Annotated in this window: 14 protein-coding genes; 7 read left to right on the forward strand and 7 right to left on the reverse strand. The window is 62.1% G+C overall.

Features of this window, described 5'->3' with window-relative positions; genetic code table 11:
• Positions 1–3 precede the first annotated feature (3 nt).
• Positions 4–894 (reverse strand): LysR substrate-binding domain-containing protein, encoded by an 891-nt coding sequence (locus BM338_RS20945; protein ID WP_177229431.1) that lies wholly within the window; start codon positions 892–894, stop codon positions 4–6.
• Between the two features lie 95 nt (positions 895–989).
• Between BM338_RS20945 and speB the strand changes: the two genes are divergently transcribed.
• Positions 990–1,850, forward strand: coding sequence for an agmatinase (speB, locus tag BM338_RS20950; RefSeq protein WP_090454636.1), 861 nt, complete (start codon positions 990–992; stop codon positions 1,848–1,850).
• 35 nt (positions 1,851–1,885) lie between these two features.
• Here speB and BM338_RS20955 read toward each other — a convergent pair whose 3' ends face one another.
• Positions 1,886–2,128 carry an XAC0095 family protein gene (locus BM338_RS20955; RefSeq protein ID WP_090454639.1) on the reverse strand — a complete coding sequence of 81 codons (243 nt, stop codon included), beginning with the start codon at positions 2,126–2,128 and terminating at the stop codon, positions 1,886–1,888.
• A gap of 875 nt (positions 2,129–3,003) precedes the next feature.
• Here BM338_RS20955 and BM338_RS20960 point away from each other — a divergent pair.
• The 3 genes from BM338_RS20960 (at position 3,004) to BM338_RS20970 (ending at position 4,801) form a co-directional block, all read left to right on the forward strand.
• Positions 3,004–3,342 (forward strand): carboxymuconolactone decarboxylase family protein, encoded by a 339-nt coding sequence (locus tag BM338_RS20960; RefSeq protein ID WP_090454641.1) that lies wholly within the window; start codon positions 3,004–3,006, stop codon positions 3,340–3,342.
• 5 nt (positions 3,343–3,347) lie between these two features.
• Positions 3,348–4,349, forward strand: coding sequence for an aldo/keto reductase (locus BM338_RS20965; RefSeq protein WP_090454643.1), 1,002 nt, complete (start codon positions 3,348–3,350; stop codon positions 4,347–4,349).
• Between the two features lie 77 nt (positions 4,350–4,426).
• Positions 4,427–4,801 (forward strand): cupin domain-containing protein, encoded by a 375-nt coding sequence (locus BM338_RS20970; protein ID WP_090454645.1) that lies wholly within the window; start codon positions 4,427–4,429, stop codon positions 4,799–4,801.
• Positions 4,802–4,862: 61 nt separating this feature from the next.
• Here BM338_RS20970 and BM338_RS20975 read toward each other — a convergent pair whose 3' ends face one another.
• Positions 4,863–5,711 carry an SDR family oxidoreductase gene (locus BM338_RS20975; protein ID WP_090454647.1) on the reverse strand — a complete coding sequence of 283 codons (849 nt, stop codon included), beginning with the start codon at positions 5,709–5,711 and terminating at the stop codon, positions 4,863–4,865.
• A 79-nt stretch (positions 5,712–5,790) separates the two neighbouring features.
• Here BM338_RS20975 and BM338_RS20980 point away from each other — a divergent pair, with 79 nt between their 5' ends.
• Complete coding sequence (locus BM338_RS20980) at positions 5,791–6,786, forward strand: AraC family transcriptional regulator (RefSeq protein WP_177229432.1); 996 nt, start codon at positions 5,791–5,793, stop codon at positions 6,784–6,786.
• A gap of 42 nt (positions 6,787–6,828) precedes the next feature.
• On the opposite strand, the gene BM338_RS20985 is transcribed toward BM338_RS20980, so the two are convergent.
• On the reverse strand, positions 6,829–7,944 hold the full coding sequence (locus BM338_RS20985) for a serine hydrolase domain-containing protein (protein WP_090454651.1): 1,116 nt from the start codon (positions 7,942–7,944) through the stop codon (positions 6,829–6,831).
• A gap of 147 nt (positions 7,945–8,091) precedes the next feature.
• On the opposite strand from BM338_RS20985, the gene BM338_RS20990 reads away from it, so the two are divergent.
• Positions 8,092–9,228: a sensor histidine kinase gene (locus tag BM338_RS20990; RefSeq protein ID WP_090454748.1), complete on the forward strand. Its 1,137-nt coding sequence runs from the start codon at positions 8,092–8,094 to the stop codon at positions 9,226–9,228.
• Positions 9,204–9,869, forward strand: a complete 666-nt coding sequence (locus BM338_RS20995; RefSeq protein ID WP_090454653.1) for a response regulator transcription factor — start codon at positions 9,204–9,206, stop codon at positions 9,867–9,869. The genes BM338_RS20990 and BM338_RS20995 overlap by 25 nt, the downstream gene beginning before the upstream one ends.
• Here BM338_RS20995 and BM338_RS21000 read toward each other — a convergent pair.
• The 3 genes from BM338_RS21000 to BM338_RS21010 all read right to left on the reverse strand — a co-directional run bounded on the left by BM338_RS21000 (position 9,866) and on the right by BM338_RS21010 (position 17,020).
• On the reverse strand, positions 9,866–11,491 hold the full coding sequence (locus BM338_RS21000; RefSeq protein ID WP_090454750.1) for a family 43 glycosylhydrolase: 1,626 nt from the start codon (positions 11,489–11,491) through the stop codon (positions 9,866–9,868). The genes BM338_RS20995 and BM338_RS21000 overlap by 4 nt on opposite strands.
• Positions 11,492–11,655: 164 nt before the next feature.
• Positions 11,656–15,954 (reverse strand): Ig-like domain-containing protein, encoded by a 4,299-nt coding sequence (locus BM338_RS21005; protein WP_090454655.1) that lies wholly within the window; start codon positions 15,952–15,954, stop codon positions 11,656–11,658.
• Between the two features lie 166 nt (positions 15,955–16,120).
• A complete protein-coding gene (locus tag BM338_RS21010; protein WP_090454658.1) occupies positions 16,121–17,020 on the reverse strand; it encodes a LysR family transcriptional regulator in 900 nt (299 codons plus the stop codon).
• Positions 17,021–17,057 lie beyond the last annotated feature (37 nt).

Below are 17,057 nucleotides of genomic sequence, written 5' to 3' on the forward strand. Positions count from 1 at the left end.
GGATCAGGTCAAGTTCGCCAGTTCCGAGGTCATGGCCAGTACCAGCGGTGAGCCCGTGAGCGCACCTCGCGTCAGCGCATGAACCTGACGGCTTAGCGCTGTGCCGCCCGGCTTGCGGACCACCACTTTGGCACTCGAAAAGCGCCGCCCCAGATCCGGCACCAACCCCACGCCCAATCCAGCGGACACCATTCTAAGCAGCAGATCGTAATCATCTACGGTGTGATTGATTCGCGGCACAAAACCGAATGCGGCACACGCACGCTCCGCCAGCAGCCGGTCATCAGCCTGTCTCGACCCGACAATCCAGCTTTCGCGTGCCAGACGTTCCAGGCTGATCGGTCCCCGCTCGCTGCGCCACGTTTCCGGGAGCGCTAATAGCATCGACTCCTCCAGCACCTGCTGCGAGACGAGATCCGCAGCGCTGTCCCGAGGCACAAGGTTGTAGGTAAATGTAAGTGCAAGTTGGCAACGCCCGTCACGCACGGCCTCAATGGCATCCGGCGATTCGAGTTCCCGGATAAAGATGCGCACCAGCGGAAAACGCTCGCGGACTCGCACGATGGCCGGAAGCAGATGCGCCTTGGCGAAGGTCGAGAAGCAGGCGATCTCCAGCTCCCCTCGCGGCTTTCGCCTCACCGTGCGCAGATCACGCTCGGCCTCCTCGGCTGCTTCGAGAATGACTTCGGCGTGCGCCACCAGCCGTACACCCTCCGGCGTCAAATGCACCCGCCGTCCGATGTGCTCCAGCAATACAACGCCCACTTCGCGCTCCAGCGTTGCGAACTGCTGCGACACCGCCGACGACGTCAGCCCAAAAGCATTCGCAACCGCGGTCATGGTGCCGCGACGGGCAAGCTCCCGAAGGAGGCGAAGACGGGCCAGGTCAATCATCAAGAAATTCTTACACACATGATTAAATTCATGAAGTAGACCTGCGCAAAGGTCATCCATAAAGTCGGCATGACCCATCGCCAAGGCAAACCGTCATGACCCGACTTTCCCTCCTGGGGATACCCAACGATGACAACTCGTCGCACTTGAAGGGTGCATCGGAAGCTCCCTCGCTGATCCGCCACGAGCTCTACTCCGATGCGTACAGCCTATGGAGCGAGACCGGCGTCGACCTGGGCGTGGAAGGCAGGCTCGTGGACCATGGCGATATCTCGTTCGATGGCAGCCACGATGCATGGGATCTTATCGAACAGCATGTGGCCCGCCTGATGGATCCGGGCGACCCACTGATCTGCCTTGGCGGCGATCACGCCATCACTCATCCCATCATGCGTGCGGTACGCCGCCGGCATGCCAGCCTCACGATCATCCATATCGACGCGCACCCCGACATCTATCACGCCTACCAAGGCAACCCGAGATCGCACGCCTCGCCATTTGCCCGGATCATGGAGGAGCAGCTGGCCGATCGCCTGATTCAAATCGGCTTGCGCACCGTCAACGACCACCATCGCGAGCAGTTCAGGCGTTTTGGTGTTGAGACGATCGCGGCTGGCGACTGGCATGCAGGCCACCGGCTCGACATAACGACACCGGTGTACCTGTCGATGGATATCGATGCACTGGATCCCGCGTATGCACCGGGCGTATCACATCGCGAGCCCGGCGGCCTCTCTCCGCGCCAGGTGATCAACTTGATTCAAAGCATCGACCAACCCATCGTGGCCGCCGACATCGTCGAGTACAACCCACGCTGCGATATCTCCAACCTCACTGCGACGGTGGCGGCAAAACTGCTCAAGGAAATGGCTGGAATGATGATAAAGGGGAGCCAAAGCATGGCTGCCCACCCATCACGGCAAGCCCCTTATCCTGATCCGCACGCACATCGGTGACTTGCCTACAGATTCCGCGAAGCACCAACGCACCATCAGTCAGAACGACGCCATTGCCCACTATCAAGAATGGAAGTGAGTTCGCTCGCGTAGTTGGCGAAGCAGGTAAAGATGGGACGAGCGTCGACTTTCAACGGCCTCGCCTTGGGATCGGAACAGGCAGCTAGGTCGGCCAATTGCTGAAGCGCATCACGCATGTCGCACAACTGGCGATGAGCGGACTCGGGAAGGCAGTAGTGCAGCGCGATGGTTTTTGTGTCGGACGCGGTGCTCGCCATGGCGACATCTCCTTGCACGAAGGCCTTTCGCCCAGGTGCGGCACATCGCGCTCAACACGCGGTGTGCCGCGGGACGATCAACGGCCTCAAAGGCTCACCGACGACTCTTGACTGAGTGCCGGCACAGGTAATCGAGGAAGTGGGCCGCAGCGTCCACCCTTTCCGTCGCGGCACACGGCAATGCGCCGGGTGCAACGGCTTAAGTGGATTCGCATGGAAACGGCAGCGCCGCGGTTCCTCAATCGTGTTCGCTGATAACGCGAACCGGCCGGTTTATCGTTGAGGGTGCCGCCGAGGGGTTTGGCGGGCGAGCGACTGCCGTATGATCTGGCTTAGCCATATCAACTCCTGTGTAAGTTGGTTTGGTTAGCGGGTCAGGGGTGTGTCACCACCCTTGGCTCGCGCTTCTACACTGCATCGCTGCAATGGTTGCCTGCGTCGACTTTCTACGACTCCGCAGGCAACGCGCCGAAACTAGCAAAAGAGAACACGCTCGTCTGTAAGTGTTCACCTGCATAGCGTGTGCAATGCGTGTCATCTCTTGAACTGCTCTTGCGTATGCCGCCGAGGCAGCGTGCGCGATGACGAGCGAAGGCGTAGTTGGTCCCGCCATTTATGAATCCGCTTCATAGAGGCATTCGCTTTTCCGGCCTTTATCAGCAGGCCAGGCCACACCTATGCTGTCGATGAGCTGCCCGTTCCGGTTCGTCGCCTTGAGCGCAGGTGGTTGAGATCCCATCCGCCGCTTCTTCGATCGTCCATGCACTCGCCATCGACAGCAGCTACACCGTGCGCTAACACTGGGCTCGCTAACACCTCATTGCGGTCGAATCCCTGCCGCATCCTTTCGATCGCCCCATCCGGAGATTTCCCCCATGCCCGAGAAGCCCACCAACGGCCGCAAAGCGTTCGGCCATATCGCCCCTGCCTTTGCCGATTACACCGACAATGTTCTGTTCGGCGATGTCTGGGAACGGCCGGGGCTTTCGCCGCGCGATCGCAGCTTGATCACCGTCGCCAGCCTGATCTCGCTCTATCGCGTCAACGAACTCCCCTTCCATATGAAGAAGGCGCTTGAGAACGGCCTGAGCAAGGACGAGCTGATCGAAGCGATCACCCACCTCGCCTTCTACTCAGGCTGGCCCACCGCTGCCTCGGCGCTGCCGATTGCGCAGCGCGTGTTTGACGAAGCGGATGCCAGTCCGAAGGAGTAGCAACCATGGATTACCGTTATCTCGGCCGCAGCGCTCTCAAAGTGTCGCCCTTGTGCCTAGGCACGATGATGTTCGGTGGCGAAACCGATGAAGCCACCTCGAAGCGCATCATCGACAAGGCCTTCGAGCAAGGTGTGAATTTCATCGATACCGCGGATGTCTATCACGCCGGCCGCGCGGAAGAAGTCGTGGGGCGCGCCATCGCGGATCGTCGCGATCACTGGGTGGTCGCCACCAAGTTCGGCTTTCCCGCCACACCAGGTCCCAACGAACAGGGCCAGTCGCGTAAGTGGATTTACCAATCGGTCGACGCGAGCCTCAAACGGCTCGGCACCGATTACATCGACATCCTCTACTTCCATCGCGCTGTACCCGAGCAGCCGCTGGAAGAAGGCGTGCGCGCTGTCGGCGATCTGATCCGCCAGGGCAAAGTGCGTTACTTCGGCCTCTCCAATTTCCGCGGCTGGCGTATCGCCGAAGTGGTGCGCCTTGCTGACCAGCTTGGCATCGATCGCCCCGTCGCCAGCGAGCCGCTCTACAACATCGTCGACCGCACCGCCGAAGTCGAACAGCTGCCGGTGGCCGGTCACTACGGCCTGGGTGTAGTGCCCTACAGTCCCCTCGCGCGCGGTGTCCTCAGCGGCAAGTACGCAGTGGACGCACCGCCGCCGCCCGACAGCCGGGTCGCACGCGGCGACAAGCGCATCCAGCAAACCGAGTGGCGCCCGGAATCGCTGAAGATCGCGCAGGCGATTGCCGCGTATGCTGCCGAGCGCGGCACCACCACCATCGCATTCGCCCTGGCCTGGGTACTCAGGAACCGCTTGGTCAGTTCAATCATTGCCGGCCCGCGAACCGAAGCGCATTGGGACAGCTACGTCGAAGCCCTGAAGGTGCAACTGGGTCCCGAGGACGAGAAATTCGTCGATAGCCTGGTGCGGCCGGGCCATGCTTCGACACCGGGCTACACCGATCCGGGGTATCCCATCGAGGGGCGTAAAACATGATGAGTAGCCGATAAGACATCTGGCAACCGGCCCCCGTTGGCGCCATGCTCACCTGGCACCTTTCCCCAGGAGGCAACATGTCATCACCCGTCAAATCGCCCAGGCAGATCGCCGAATCGCTTACCGAACTATGGTCACCACGCGTCGTTGCGGAAGTAGACGATGCCTACATCAAGGTCGCCAAAGTGCAGGGCTCGCTGGCCTGGCATAGCCACGAAGGCGAGGATGAGTTGTTCTTCATCCTGAAGGGGCGTCTGCGCATCGAAATGGATGATGGTGTTGTGGAACTCGGCGAAGGCGAGATGTTCGTGGTTCCCAAAGGCGTGCGGCACAACCCCGTCGCCGAGAACGAATGCCAGCTCATGCTGATCGAGCGCAAGACCACGCAGCACACGGGCGATGTGGTGACTGAGAAGACACGTTCGTTAAGTGAGCAGTTGCGTCCGGTGTAACGGGCAAAAGAGTCGGAGTCATTTTTCGGTGATAGAAAAATGACTCCGCCAGACGAAGCACTTACCCCCGCGTCCACGCAGCCGCTGCATTCGCCGCATACGTCTCGAACGACATCGGCGGACGCCCAGTCACCCGCTCGACGATATCCGTGACGACAGCACCCGCACCATCCCGGATCGCCTCCTGGTCACGCACTACCACTGCCGCGTAGTCGGCGGGAACACCGCCGCCTTGCAGGATCGTGGCGAACTCGTTCGAGGAAATCTTCCGGTGGCTGATCTCTCGCCCCGCTGCCTTGCTGATGATGGCGGCGGCTTGCGCGAAGGTGAGCGACTGCGGGCCGGTGATGTCATAGATGGCCGGCGCATGGCCGCGCTCTGTCAACGCGACGGCAGCAACGGCCGCAATGTCCCCCGCGTCGACGAACGCAACCGCACCGTCGCCCGTAGCCGTAGCCACGGCATCCGCGTGAAGAATGCCGGGCAGAAAGAACGACTCGGAGAAGTTCTGCGAGAAACCACCCGGGCGCAGCAACGTCCATTCCATACCCGACGCCATCACTAACTGCTCCACTTTGCGCCGCCCGGAATCTGCTGGCTCGTGAGGAAAGTCGACTCCAAGTGAGGAAATGGCGACGACACGTTTGACGCCAAGCTGCTTCGCACGATCAAGGAAGGGGGCGATGACGTTCGACGGGTCTTCTACAAAATCCGGGCCGATCAGATACACCGCATCGACGCCGTCGAGCGCGGCCTGATGCGTTTCAGGCTGGTCCCAGTGGAACAGCGTGTGATGTGGACTGGCCTGCCGACTGGCGGCACGCACGGTGACGCCGCGAGCCTGAAGCAAGGGAACAAGGCGGCGGCCGGATTTTCCGGTGGCGCCGAGTACGAGCGCGGTGGTGGTCATGGGGCATCTCGATGTGGTGGGTGAGATGACAGGCTACGGCCGCTTGACGCGCGCATGAATGGGTGAAAAGCTCGAATGCATGTTCGAACGTCTCGATTCTCGCTTTGATGTCCTTGCCCAGGTGCTTGAGGCCGCCCACCTCGGCCGCGCCCTGTCGGCGCGTATCGAGCTTGGTGCGCCCTGGGCTTTGCACTTCGCCGACACCAACCGGCGCGCAGGCTTTCATGTGGTCACCGCGGGGCGTTGCTGCGTGCTGCTGGATGGCACCACCGATGCGGTAGAACTCGGCGCGGGCGATATCGTGGTGTTTCCCCATGGCGCCGGACATGTACTGGCCGACCAGCCCGACACGCCCAGCATCGAGATTCACGAAGCGGTCGGCAACCTCGCACCGGGCCAGCGCATGAGCCTGCCGAACGCGGGAAGCGGCGCGCCGGCCAGCGTGCTGTGCGGTTCCTATTCGTTTGCACCGGATGGCACCAATCCATTGTTGCGCGGCCTTCCGCAGTTGCTGCATCTGTCCGCGGAAAAGCTGCGCAACACGCCGCTTGAAGCAGCAATGCAATGGCTCGCGGCAGAAGCAAACGGCGCGGCTCCGGGCACTGCCCTGATCATCGACCGGCTGGTCGACCTGTTGTTTATCTACGCGCTCAGGCTATGGACCGCACAGCAGGATGCGAGCAGTCCGCAGACCTGGTTCGGCGCGCTGCAAGATCCGGTTGTCGGGCCTGCCGTGCATGCCGTACACGGCGACCCCGCATACGCCTGGACGGTCGAAAACTTGGCGCAGCGTGCCGGGCTTTCGAGAGCGGCCTTTGCCCGGCGCTTCCAGCAAGCGATGGGAGAACCGCCGTTGAGCTACGTCACGCGCTGGCGCATGACCGTGGCGGCAGGCCTGCTCGCCGACGGACACGCTATAGCGCACGTCGCCGACCGCGTCGGCTATGAAAATGAGTTTGCGTTCGCCAAGGCGTTCAAGCGCATTCGCGGCCTGGCGCCAGGACAGCATCGGCAGAGGCATGCGAAGCAGCGGACGGAAAGAACCACCCAGGCCGAAAGTGGTTTTGTGGAATAGAGGAATGCCGCGCTCGAGCCAATTCATTCATCCGTCGGCCGCCTAGCGAAATGCTGAAGTATCCCGCGGGTGCATCGGCTCATCGGACGCCTCGATCATCATCTTGTGCAGCCGCTGCAAGTGACTGCGCCATCCGTCTTTGCCGAACGCAGCAAACAGGCCCATCTGCAACAGGCTGCGCCCCGTATCGTTGCGGGCGACGACGACCATATGATGCTTGGTATCGACGATCATGAACTGGCCGCCCCACCCATCGGCCCACACCACGCTGTTGCGACGATCGAGCCACCAGAGATAGCCATAAGCGTCGAAGGGCGGCATGTCCTTAATCTCCGAATACGGCTGTGTGCTCTCGCGAATCCACGCCTCGGGTATCACCTGGTGCCCGTTCCAGGTGCCGTTGTTGGCATAGAGCACGCCGAATCGCGCGAGATCCGCGGCACTCATGAAGATCACGAACTGGCGATGCTCGGTATAACCGGGCTGGTCGTAGATGACATGCCCCGGCTTGAAGGTGGTCATGCCGGTCGGCTTGGCAATCCACTCGTAAAAGGCCTGCCCGATGCTGAGACCGGTGCGGCGTTCGAAGATCACGCCGAGCACGTTGAAATCCCAGTTGTTGTAGTAGAAGAATTCGCCCGGCCGATGCGAGCCGCGGCGAGGGCGGCCATCCTTCATGCCCTTCGCTTCGCCGGCGGCTTCGATATAGATGCCTGAGCGGGACATCAGCAGGTCACGCACCGTCGCCGACTTCTCCATCGCAGTGAGTGGTTTCACTTTGTCGTCGATACCCAGTTCGCCCAGGGTCTGGTCGAGGCGGATGTAGCCGCGCGCGATCGCGATGCCATAAAGCCCGCTGAGCAGGCTCTTCCTGACCGAATGTGTGTTGATCGGAAGATCCGCCTCTCCCCATTGCGCCAGCTGCCCGCCGTCTTTCAGCGCGACGAAAGCGTCGAACTGAGTCTTCTGCGGTAGGTAGGCATAAGCCTGCTCGATGAATTTTTGGTCCTTGACGGGTGCGGGCCACAGCGTGGTGGCGAATGCGTTGCGCTCTCCGCGTGAGATGACTGGTAGCGAGGTGACTATCAAACCGATAGCGACCAGCAGGGAAAGCATGAGACCACCGATCTTCGCGACACGCGCCAGCTTTATCTTCATTTCGCCAGACCTCTATCCAGATGTGGCGTGCAGTCTGGTCAAGCGCGCTGAAGCCGTCAGGCATCGAAAGTCACCAGAGCGGGTGACGAAAGTCACCTCTTTCCGTTTCCGCTTGCCTTTCCCCCAGTCAGACGGAATGCTAGCCGCATGAGGCTGGCGATATCTCCCCAATCGGCGATTGCGGTGGCAGGCTTCGTGGCTTGGGCGGCGATTGGACTTGAGTTATGGTCCGGCCCGCTGGCGGCTACTGCGCTGGGCGCACCGTTTCCGGTCCACGGTTTATCGAGATCGCTGCATGCGCTATTTCTTCTGGTGTTCCTGGCATCGCTCGGCATACGCGGCCACGATGCCGTCCAGCTAGCGCTAGCCGCCGCGCTCAGCGCGATCACGCTGGCCCTGGTAGCGCTCTATCGCTATAACTCCGCCGCCGCGTTGCTGATCGTGCCGATGCTGACGTTCGCACGGCTGTTGAGCATTCAGAGGCTGGCAGTCGTCTATGTGGTGTTGAACGCGCTGCTACTCACCATCGTTCTGATGTTCCGGCAAATGGACGCACCACTGACTTATGTCGGCCTGCATGCCAGCCTCCAGTTGTTCGCCGTTATGGTCGCGCGCTTCGCCCAGAAGGCAGAGCAGGCGCGGGATATGCTCGCGAGCGCACATGCCGAACTGCTCACCACGCGCGGCATGCTGGCCGAGTCCGCCAGGCACCAGGAACGCCTGCGCCTGTCGCGCGAGTTGCACGATGTAGCGGGACACAAACTCACCGCGCTGCGCCTGAACCTCGCCGCGATCACCCACAACCGTCATCTGGATCAAGTAGCAACCGTCGCCTTGTGCTCACGCTTGACCGAGGAGCTGCTCGACGACCTGCGCGGCATGGTCCACCAACTGCGGCTGCATGACGGACTGGATCTGGGCGCCACGCTGCGCCGGCTCGCGGAACCCTTTCCCCGGCCCCGCGTGCTTTTCGATATTGCCGACGATGCACGCGTTGCCAGGCTCGACCAGGCCGAGGCCCTGTTGCGCACCTTCCAGGAAGGACTCACCAATGCGGCGCGCCACAGCGACGCTACGCAGGTCTGGGCAACGTTGTCCCGCGATGGCGACCAGGTGCGGCTGATGATCCGGGACGACGGACGCGGGCGCGGCCCCGTGCAGGCCGGGCATGGACTCAACGGCATGCGGGAGCGCCTTCAGGCCTTGGGCGGTGATCTTGAGTTCCAGCACTCCGGCGATGCCGGCTTCCAACTGCGTGCATGGCTGCCGGTAGCGTGGTCGTGACCGGTGCCAAGCGCCTTCGCATCGCACTGGCGGATGACCAGGCGCTGGTGCTCTGCGGCCTCAAGGCGCTACTGGGTGGCTTCGAGCAGCTCGAGGTAGTCATCGAGGCCGATAGCGGCGAGGCACTGCTCGAGCAGATGACGAAGACGACCGTCGATGTCGTGCTCTCCGATATCCGCATGCCTGGATTGGACGGCTTCGGTCTCTGCGAACGCCTGCGACGACTGCCGAAGTCTCCGCCGGTCATCCTGCTGACCACGTTCAATGATCCGGACATGGCCCTTCGTGCCGCCGAAGGCGGTGCGGATGGTTTTCTGCTGAAGGATGCCTCTCCGATGGAGCTGGTCGCGACCATCGAGGAAGTCGCCAGCGGGCGGACCGTGATAGCCCCCATTTCTACCGACCTGCTGCGCACACGCTATGCCTATCACGACGACAACGCGCCAAGCGGACGCTTCAACAAGCGCGAGGTCGACATCCTTCGCCTGCTGGCCGGCGGATACACCAACCGGGAGATAGGACAGGCCATCCATATCGCGGAAGGCACCGTCAAGAACTACCTCATCGATATCTTCGACAAGCTGGACACGCGCGATCGAACGCGCGCCGTGCTGAAGGCCATCACCCTGAAGATCATCTAGCTTGGTTCGCCGAGCGCGCGATAACTGAAATCCCGCAACAGAATGCTTCCCTCGCCCGCGCTGTAGATGCCCAGTTTGAGGCTGAGGAACCCACCGAACACGTTGTGATGGATACCGGAAACTTCCATACGCAGTCCATGCAGTACCCAGGTTCGGCCGCCATCGTGCGAGTAGTGGAAGGTGATGACGTTGTCGTCGTTGGTCAGCCTTAGCCGCACGCTGGATGTCGGTATCGCGGCGCGCATCCAGGGCTGTTCCTCGGCGTATTCATAGGTCCTCATGCCGTCAGGCGTGAAGCCGATGCCGACAAAAGCTTTGTGATTGTAGAAAAGCAGCAGTCCGCCCTCGGCCTTGCCGGTGAGATCGATGGTGATTTCCGCGATATACGAGCGATCACCGACGATGCAGGTCAGTGGTGTGCTGTCTATTGGCGAGTGTCCCTTGGCGGCGATGCGTAGCCCTTTAGCTTCATAGATAACCCGCTGCATCTCGTCCGGCGCCGGGTCGTGAAAGCACCACTGCACACCGAATTTGTTGGTGCTGAAATCATCCGACAGCGCATGACCCGACGGCCCGCCCTTCCCTCCTTTGGGTTTCGGTAACGGCCTGGAGAGATCGCCGCCTTTTGCGCGGAACCAGCCATCGCTGGTCCATTCCATGGGCTCAAGAAGCGTCTGGCGTCCGAGCGCGCGAAAGCCGTTCTCGTAGCCGTGGTAGACCATCCACCAATCGCCGGCCGGGCCTTCCACCAGCGACGCATGTCCGCGCGACCACCACGGCTCATCGGCACTCGTGGTGCGCACCAGCGGATTGTGTGGGCAATGCTCCCACGGACCGTGGATCGATCGGGAACGCGCAGCGATCACCATGTGGCCTGTCGGCGGACCCGCGGTGCCGCCGACAGCGGTGATCAGATAAAACCATTCGCCATGCCGAAGCAGTTTTGGCCCTTCCGGCGCGAAGTTCTCTACCACCCAGTCGTCCGGATACCGCCACGGCTTATAGGCCGGTTCCAGCGATCCATCGGTGGCAAGGCCGTCATCAGCAAGACGTATTTTGCGTATGCCGTTGACGAACAGATAGCGTCTGCCGTCCTCGCCCACGACGTGGCCGGGATCGATGCAGTCGGGGATTTTCAGATCAACCGGATCGCTCCACGGACCTTCGATGCGATCGGCCCAGATCGCAAAGATCGACCATCCCTTGTCGCCCGGGTTGGCAGGGATATAGATGAAGTAGCGGCCATTGTGCTTGCACAGGTCGAGCGCCCAGATCGGACCGAGCGACTTGGTCACTGCCGGGCCTATGGGTGCCCAGTTCACCAGATCGGTGGAGTGCCAGAGGATCACCGCCGGGTAGGCGTAGAACGACGAAAACGTCATGTAGTAATTGTCGCCATCCTTGAGGATGGTGGGATCGGGATGATCGCCAGCCATGATCGGATTCAGATAGGTGCCATCGCCGAGATCGGCTTTTCGTTGGCCTTCGATGCCCGGCTTCCACAGAGGGCGTCTGTTACCCCCGATGCATGGAGCAGCCTTGACCGGGTTCATGACAAAAGGCGCGGACACCGCTCCGGCCAACAGCAACTTGAAGGTGTTGCGACGTGAGCTGTCCACCATGCCTGCACTCTCTTGTCTGTAGCGAATGCAGAAACCTACCAGCATCTCCGCGCATCTTCGGCCAAGCGCGACTTACGATTCCTGTCATCGACGCTTACGTTTTTGGGCGAACAGAGGACGGAGCTGCGGCATCCATGCCAACACGCTGATGCCGCCAGCCATAGCTACGGCTCGAATTTCTTCTCCACGCCAAGCAGCACCGATTGATTGTCGCGGCTGCTGTTCTCTAGCAGGTTCTGGTATTCGAAGCGGAGCATCCAGCCTCCCAGTGTCTGCAGTTGCACGCCTGCCCCCAACAAGGTGCGGTTGCGTGACTGGCCTTGCAGCGATGCCTGATACAGCGGGCCGGCGAGCAAGTCCGCGTAGCGCATCGCCGCCACACCGGAACCCTGGAAGTCGTGCGCGTACTCGGCGCGCAGCGTAGGCAGCCAGTTGCCGTAGTCGCGCTTGATAGTCCACTGGGCACGCACACCCAGATTGCCCGTCGTGGTCTTCACCGTCTGGCTCTGGTAGCTGAGCGTGTCACCCGCGACACCCGATTCGGTATAGCCGTCGAGCCGGCCATGGGCCACGTCGAGTCGGGCATACGGCGACAGCAGCAGCGCTGAGCTGCGGTGCTCGTAGCCAAGTGCTACGGAGCCGAACCACTGGGTGCCGTCCCGCTGACCGGTGACCAGGCTCGCATCACCCGTGACGTAGCGTTTCGCATCGAATGACAGCCACTGGTAGCCAAGCAGGCCATCCACGTAGAGATTGGCGGCCGGATGGTAGCTGGCATAGAACGCCAGGTTGTAACTGTCCGTCGTACTGCGGCTGCCGTGCCGGCCAATGTCCGAGGCATCATGGCCATAACCCAGGCCTGCGCCTACGGCCAGCGCATCGTTGATGCGCTTGTCCGCACCCATGCTCAGGCCAGTGGTGGTGAAATCAATGCCGTTGTTGCTGGTGCCCGGCTGGGTCTTGCCGAAGTTCACCGCGCCGCCGGTCCATACCGTGATACCGCCGGGCAAGCTGCCGTTGGCCGCGCCGACCGGCGCTGCAGCGGGTTCATCGGGCTGCATCAGATAACGGCGGCTCCACGTATCGCCCTCGCCACGCAGGCGCTGCATCGGGTCCCGGTTCTGCTGGCTGGCGGAGGTCAGCGTGATGCCATTGGTGAAACCGCCGGCGCGGCTGTCGTTGTGCAGACTCTCCAGGCGGCGCTGGAAGTTGCCGATCTGGCCCTGCGCCATGCGGCGCGCCGAGTCGACCTGCGCATTGAGGATGCCGAGCACTTCGGCATCTTTGGAGGGATCAGGCCGCGCCGTGACCGTCAGCGTGACAACGCCAGGCGCTGACGTCGCGTACGCATTGCTGAGCGTGTAGTTGAGTTGGGCAACACCGCTGAAGCTGCTTGCAGCCGTGAAGTCCAGCGCATAACCATTGGCCGTTACATGGATGCTGGCGCTGCCGGCATTGGCTGGCGAGATCGACACCACACTGGCCGCGGTGAAAGGCCCGCCGTGCGCGGTGGCGGTCAGGTCCACCTGCACTGAAGAGCCTGCAAGCACGCCAGCGCTCAGCGCCGGTGCCACCGGCAAAGGGTTCACCGTGATGCTTACGCGTGCCGGCAGCGAGCTGCCAAAAGCGTTGCTCAGCGTGTAGTCGAAACTCACTGCGCCTGTCGCATCGGCGGCAGGCGTGTAGATCAGATCGGTGCCGCTGACGGTAACGATGCCGGTCGATGGCGGCGCAATCACGTTGACCGTTGTGAACGGACCACCGGTGGCGCCCTGTGCGCCATGGATCGTCACCGCCTTGCCGGCCAGCACGGTGACGCTTTGTGCTTGCGCCACCGGCACCGCCAGCGGTGTCACCTTGACCGTCACCGTGGCCGGCGTCGAGCTGCCGCCCGGGCCTGTCGCGATGTAAGTGAAACTGTCGCTGCCGTAGTAGTCATGCGCCGGCGTGTAGCTGACGTTCAAGCCGCTGATGACCGCCGTGCCATGCGCCGGTGCCTGCGCGATCGCGATGCTGGTGATCGGGCCGGTGTCGTTGGCCGTCACCGCAATCGTTGCCACGGCATTAGCCGGTGTGCTCGCCGTGTCATTCACCACCACCGGCGCCGAATCAGCCACCACCAAGGTAAAGGCCTGGCTGCCGGTGAAGCCCCGCGAGTCCGTGGCGGTGACGGTGGCGTTGAAGCGCCCTGCTGTCTTGGGCGTGCCCGACAGCACGCCACTCGCGCTCAGGCTCAGGCCCGCCGGCAAAGCACCACTGGTGACGCTATAGGTGTAAGTGCCGTTGCCGCCGCTGGCGCCGAGCTGCTGGCTATAAGCCACGCCAACGGTCGATGTCGCCAGTGCAGACGGCGTCACCGTGATGACCACCGTGTTGACACCGAACGTCTGGCTGACTGTCGCTGCGGCAAGGTAGTTGCCATTGCCCGGCTGGTCGGCGTGGATGGTGCAACTGCCCGCGCTGACCAAGGTGAGCTGGCCACCGGCGGTGATCGTGCATACCGCGGTGGTGCCTGAGCTGAAGGTCGGCGTCAGGCCCGAATCGGTGGTCGCCGACAGAACGGGCAACGTGCCCAGGTACTGAGTCCCGGGGTTGGCGAAGCTGATGATCTGAGTGGCCATCGGCGTCACGCTGTTGGAAGCGGCCGACGCCGCGCCGGTACCCACGCCGTTCGTCGCGCTCACGGTAAAGGTGTAGGCGGTACCGTTGGTGAGCCCGGTCACCGTAATGGAGTTGCTGCTGCTGGTACCCGTGAAGCCACCCGGCATGGCCGTCGCCGTATAACCGGTGATGGCAACACCGCCGTTACTTGCGGGCGCGGTGAACGTCACGGTTGCCTGGGTGTTTCCCGCTGTTGCGCTGCCGATGGTCGGCGCGCCTGGCACCACGGCATTCACGGAGAAGGATTGGGTCACCGTCGGTGCGGCCGGATAGGTGCCGTTGCCCGCCTGATCCGCATGAATGGTGCAGGTGCCCGCACTGACAAAGGTGAGCTGACCGGTCGGCGTAATGGTGCACACCGCCGTGGTGGCCGAAGTGAACGTTGGCACCAGGCCGGCATCGGTGGTCGCCGTCAATGTGGGCGACGTACCGAAATTTTGTGCACCGGGGTTTGGGAACGTGATGGTCTGCGTGCCGGTTTGCACGGTGTAGTTGGCACTGGTAGTCGTGCCTGTGCCCGCATTGCCGGCCAGATCCGTCACGGCGGTGTTGTTCAGCGTAATCACGTTGCTGCTGCTGGACACCCCTGGCGTCGGTGTCAGCGTGGCCGTCCAGGTCACGCCACCGTTGCCGGGACTGAAGGCGGAAAGCGTCGCGTTGGAGACGCTCAGCGCAGCGTTGCTGAAAGCATTAACCGCTTCGGAGAACGTGATGGTGACAAGCGCGGTTTTGCCTGTCGTCAGCGCGCTGTCCGATAGAACGATGGCAGCGGTGGGACGTTGGGCATCGATCGTGTAGTTGTTGCTGCTGGTGGTACCCGTGCCCGAGTTGCCAGCTACATCTGTCACACCGGTATTGTCCAGCACAATGACGTTGCCGCTGTGGGTGAGCCCCGGAACCGGGGTCAGCGTGGCTGTCCAGGTGATGTTGTCGCTCGTACTCAGGTTAGACAGGGTGCCGTTATCGGTGGTCATGCCAGCGAGGCTGAAGCCGGTGACCGCCTCGGAGAACGTGATGGTGACCAGCGAGGTGGCACCTATGCCCAGATTGGCGTTCGCCACGACGATAGTCGCCGTGGGCCGCTGGGTGTCGATCGCGTAATTATTGCTTGAGGTCGTGCCCGTACCGGTGTTGCCCGCCGCATTCGTGACGCCGGAATTGTCCAGCGTAATGACATTGGCGGCAGCGACGATCCCGTTGGACGGCGTGAATGTGGCGGTCCAGGTGATGCCACCATCGCTGGAACTCACGCCGGTCAGGGTACCGTGGCTGATGGACAAGTCGGCGTTGCTGAAGCCGGCGACTGCCTCGGAGAACGTGATGGTGACTCCGCTGGTTGACCCGATCTTCAGTCTGCTGTTCGCGACGATGACGGTAGCCGTGGGGCGCACCGTATTGATCGCATAGCTATTGCTGGTGCTCACCCCGCTACCCGAACCGTCGACATCACTGATACCCGTGTTGTTCACCGTGATGAGGTTGCCGACAGCATTGATACCGTCCACGGGCGTCAAGGTGGCCGTCCAGGTCACACCGCCATCCGCGGAGCTGACATTGCTCAGCGTGCCGTTGGCCACCACGATGTCACTGTTGTTGAAACCGGTGACTGCCTTGAGAAAGGTAAATGTGACGGTGCTGGTATCGCCCGCTTTCAGTGAGCTGTTGACTACATTGACCGTCGCCACCGGCACGGCCAACGCAGTGCCGCAACCTAGCGCAGCCATGAGAAACACGATTACCCGCAGGCAAATACCCAACGACGCGCGCGACAAGCGCGCGCCCAGACCGCGACGTTCCAGCATGACTGATTTCCCCTGTAGCCGTTGAAACCGCGCGCATCATGCGACTGTGGTCAACGTCTGATTATTTAATCACGCTTCAACGCCCGGTGCGAATTCGCGCCAAGCGTTGGCGCCGGGCAACCAAAAATCCCAGGGGACACGCCGAGGTGCATCTTCACTCGCGCGTCTACGGCGCCCCGCGATAACGCAGTGCCTCCACCAGCACCGCCAACGCGCGCGATGATTGACGGCGACTCGGGTAGTACAGGTGGTAACCGGAAAACGGCGGGCACCAATCCTCCAGCACGCGCACAAGGCGTGCTTCGGCGATGTACGGCAACACTCTGTCCTCTGGCAGATAAGCCAGGCCGAACCCGGCCAATGCCGCCCTGAGAATCTGGTAGCCGCTATTGAAAACAAGCTGACCTTCCACACGCGCCTTCACTTCGCGCCCTTTGCGTTCGAACTCCCACGCATAGAGACCGCCATGCGTGGGCAGGCGTAGATTGATGCAGCTGTGCTCGGCCAGATCGTGCGGCGTCTTCGGCCGCGGGCGATGGGAAAAATAGGCGGGCGCACCGACCACCGCCATGCGCAGATCCGGCCCGATGCGCACGGCGATCATGTCCTTCTCCACCTGGTCGCCCAGGCGTACGCCGGCGTCGTAGCGCTGCGCGACGATATCGGTCAAGCCGTAGTCGATGGTGATTTCGACCTTGATATCGGGGTAACCCGGCAGGACTTTTTCCAGCATCGGCCACAACATCGTATTGGCCGCATGCTCGGCAGTAGTAATGCGGATGGTGCCGGCCGGCTTGTCGCGAAACTCGCTCAGCGCTGCCAGTTCGGCATCTATTTCTTCGAAGCGCGGCGCCACCGTGAGCAGCAGGCGCTCGCCCGCTTCGGTGGGCGAGACGCTGCGCGTGGTGCGTGTCAGCAGGCGCAGTCCAAGACGGGTTTCCAGCGCGCGAATGGTATGGCTGAGCGCCGATTGAGATACCCCGAGCTGCGCCGCCGCCCGGGTGAAGCTGCCTTCGCGCGCCACCGCGATAAAGGCGAGCAGATCGCTGAGATTATCGCGCGCCATTCATGAGCTCCACTCATAGAGTCATGAGATTGTGCCA

It is taken from the genome of Dyella sp. OK004 (assembly GCF_900114495.1).
Classification (GTDB): domain Bacteria; phylum Pseudomonadota; class Gammaproteobacteria; order Xanthomonadales; family Rhodanobacteraceae; genus Dyella_D.

Excerpts from the sequence above, each read along its gene's own strand:
- BM338_RS20955 (WP_090454639.1), bottom strand. The coding sequence starts at position 2,128 with ATGGCGAGCACCGCGTCCGACACAAAAACCATCGCGCTGCACTACTGC.
- BM338_RS20995 (WP_090454653.1), top strand. The coding sequence starts at position 9,204 with ATGGCTGCCGGTAGCGTGGTCGTGACCGGTGCCAAGCGCCTTCGCATC.
- BM338_RS21010 (WP_090454658.1), bottom strand. The coding sequence starts at position 17,020 with ATGGCGCGCGATAATCTCAGCGATCTGCTCGCCTTTATCGCGGTGGCG.
- BM338_RS20980 (WP_177229432.1), top strand. The coding sequence starts at position 5,791 with ATGTTCGAACGTCTCGATTCTCGCTTTGATGTCCTTGCCCAGGTGCTT.
- BM338_RS20960 (WP_090454641.1), top strand. The coding sequence starts at position 3,004 with ATGCCCGAGAAGCCCACCAACGGCCGCAAAGCGTTCGGCCATATCGCC.
- BM338_RS20975 (WP_090454647.1), bottom strand. The coding sequence starts at position 5,711 with ATGACCACCACCGCGCTCGTACTCGGCGCCACCGGAAAATCCGGCCGC.
- BM338_RS20945 (WP_177229431.1), bottom strand. The coding sequence starts at position 894 with ATGATTGACCTGGCCCGTCTTCGCCTCCTTCGGGAGCTTGCCCGTCGC.
- BM338_RS20970 (WP_090454645.1), top strand. The coding sequence starts at position 4,427 with ATGTCATCACCCGTCAAATCGCCCAGGCAGATCGCCGAATCGCTTACC.
- BM338_RS20990 (WP_090454748.1), top strand. The coding sequence starts at position 8,092 with ATGAGGCTGGCGATATCTCCCCAATCGGCGATTGCGGTGGCAGGCTTC.
- speB (WP_090454636.1), top strand. The coding sequence starts at position 990 with ATGACCCGACTTTCCCTCCTGGGGATACCCAACGATGACAACTCGTCG.
- BM338_RS20985 (WP_090454651.1), bottom strand. The coding sequence starts at position 7,944 with ATGAAGATAAAGCTGGCGCGTGTCGCGAAGATCGGTGGTCTCATGCTT.
- BM338_RS21000 (WP_090454750.1), bottom strand. The coding sequence starts at position 11,491 with ATGGTGGACAGCTCACGTCGCAACACCTTCAAGTTGCTGTTGGCCGGA.
- BM338_RS20965 (WP_090454643.1), top strand. The coding sequence starts at position 3,348 with ATGGATTACCGTTATCTCGGCCGCAGCGCTCTCAAAGTGTCGCCCTTG.
- BM338_RS21005 (WP_090454655.1), bottom strand. The coding sequence starts at position 15,954 with ATGCTGGAACGTCGCGGTCTGGGCGCGCGCTTGTCGCGCGCGTCGTTG.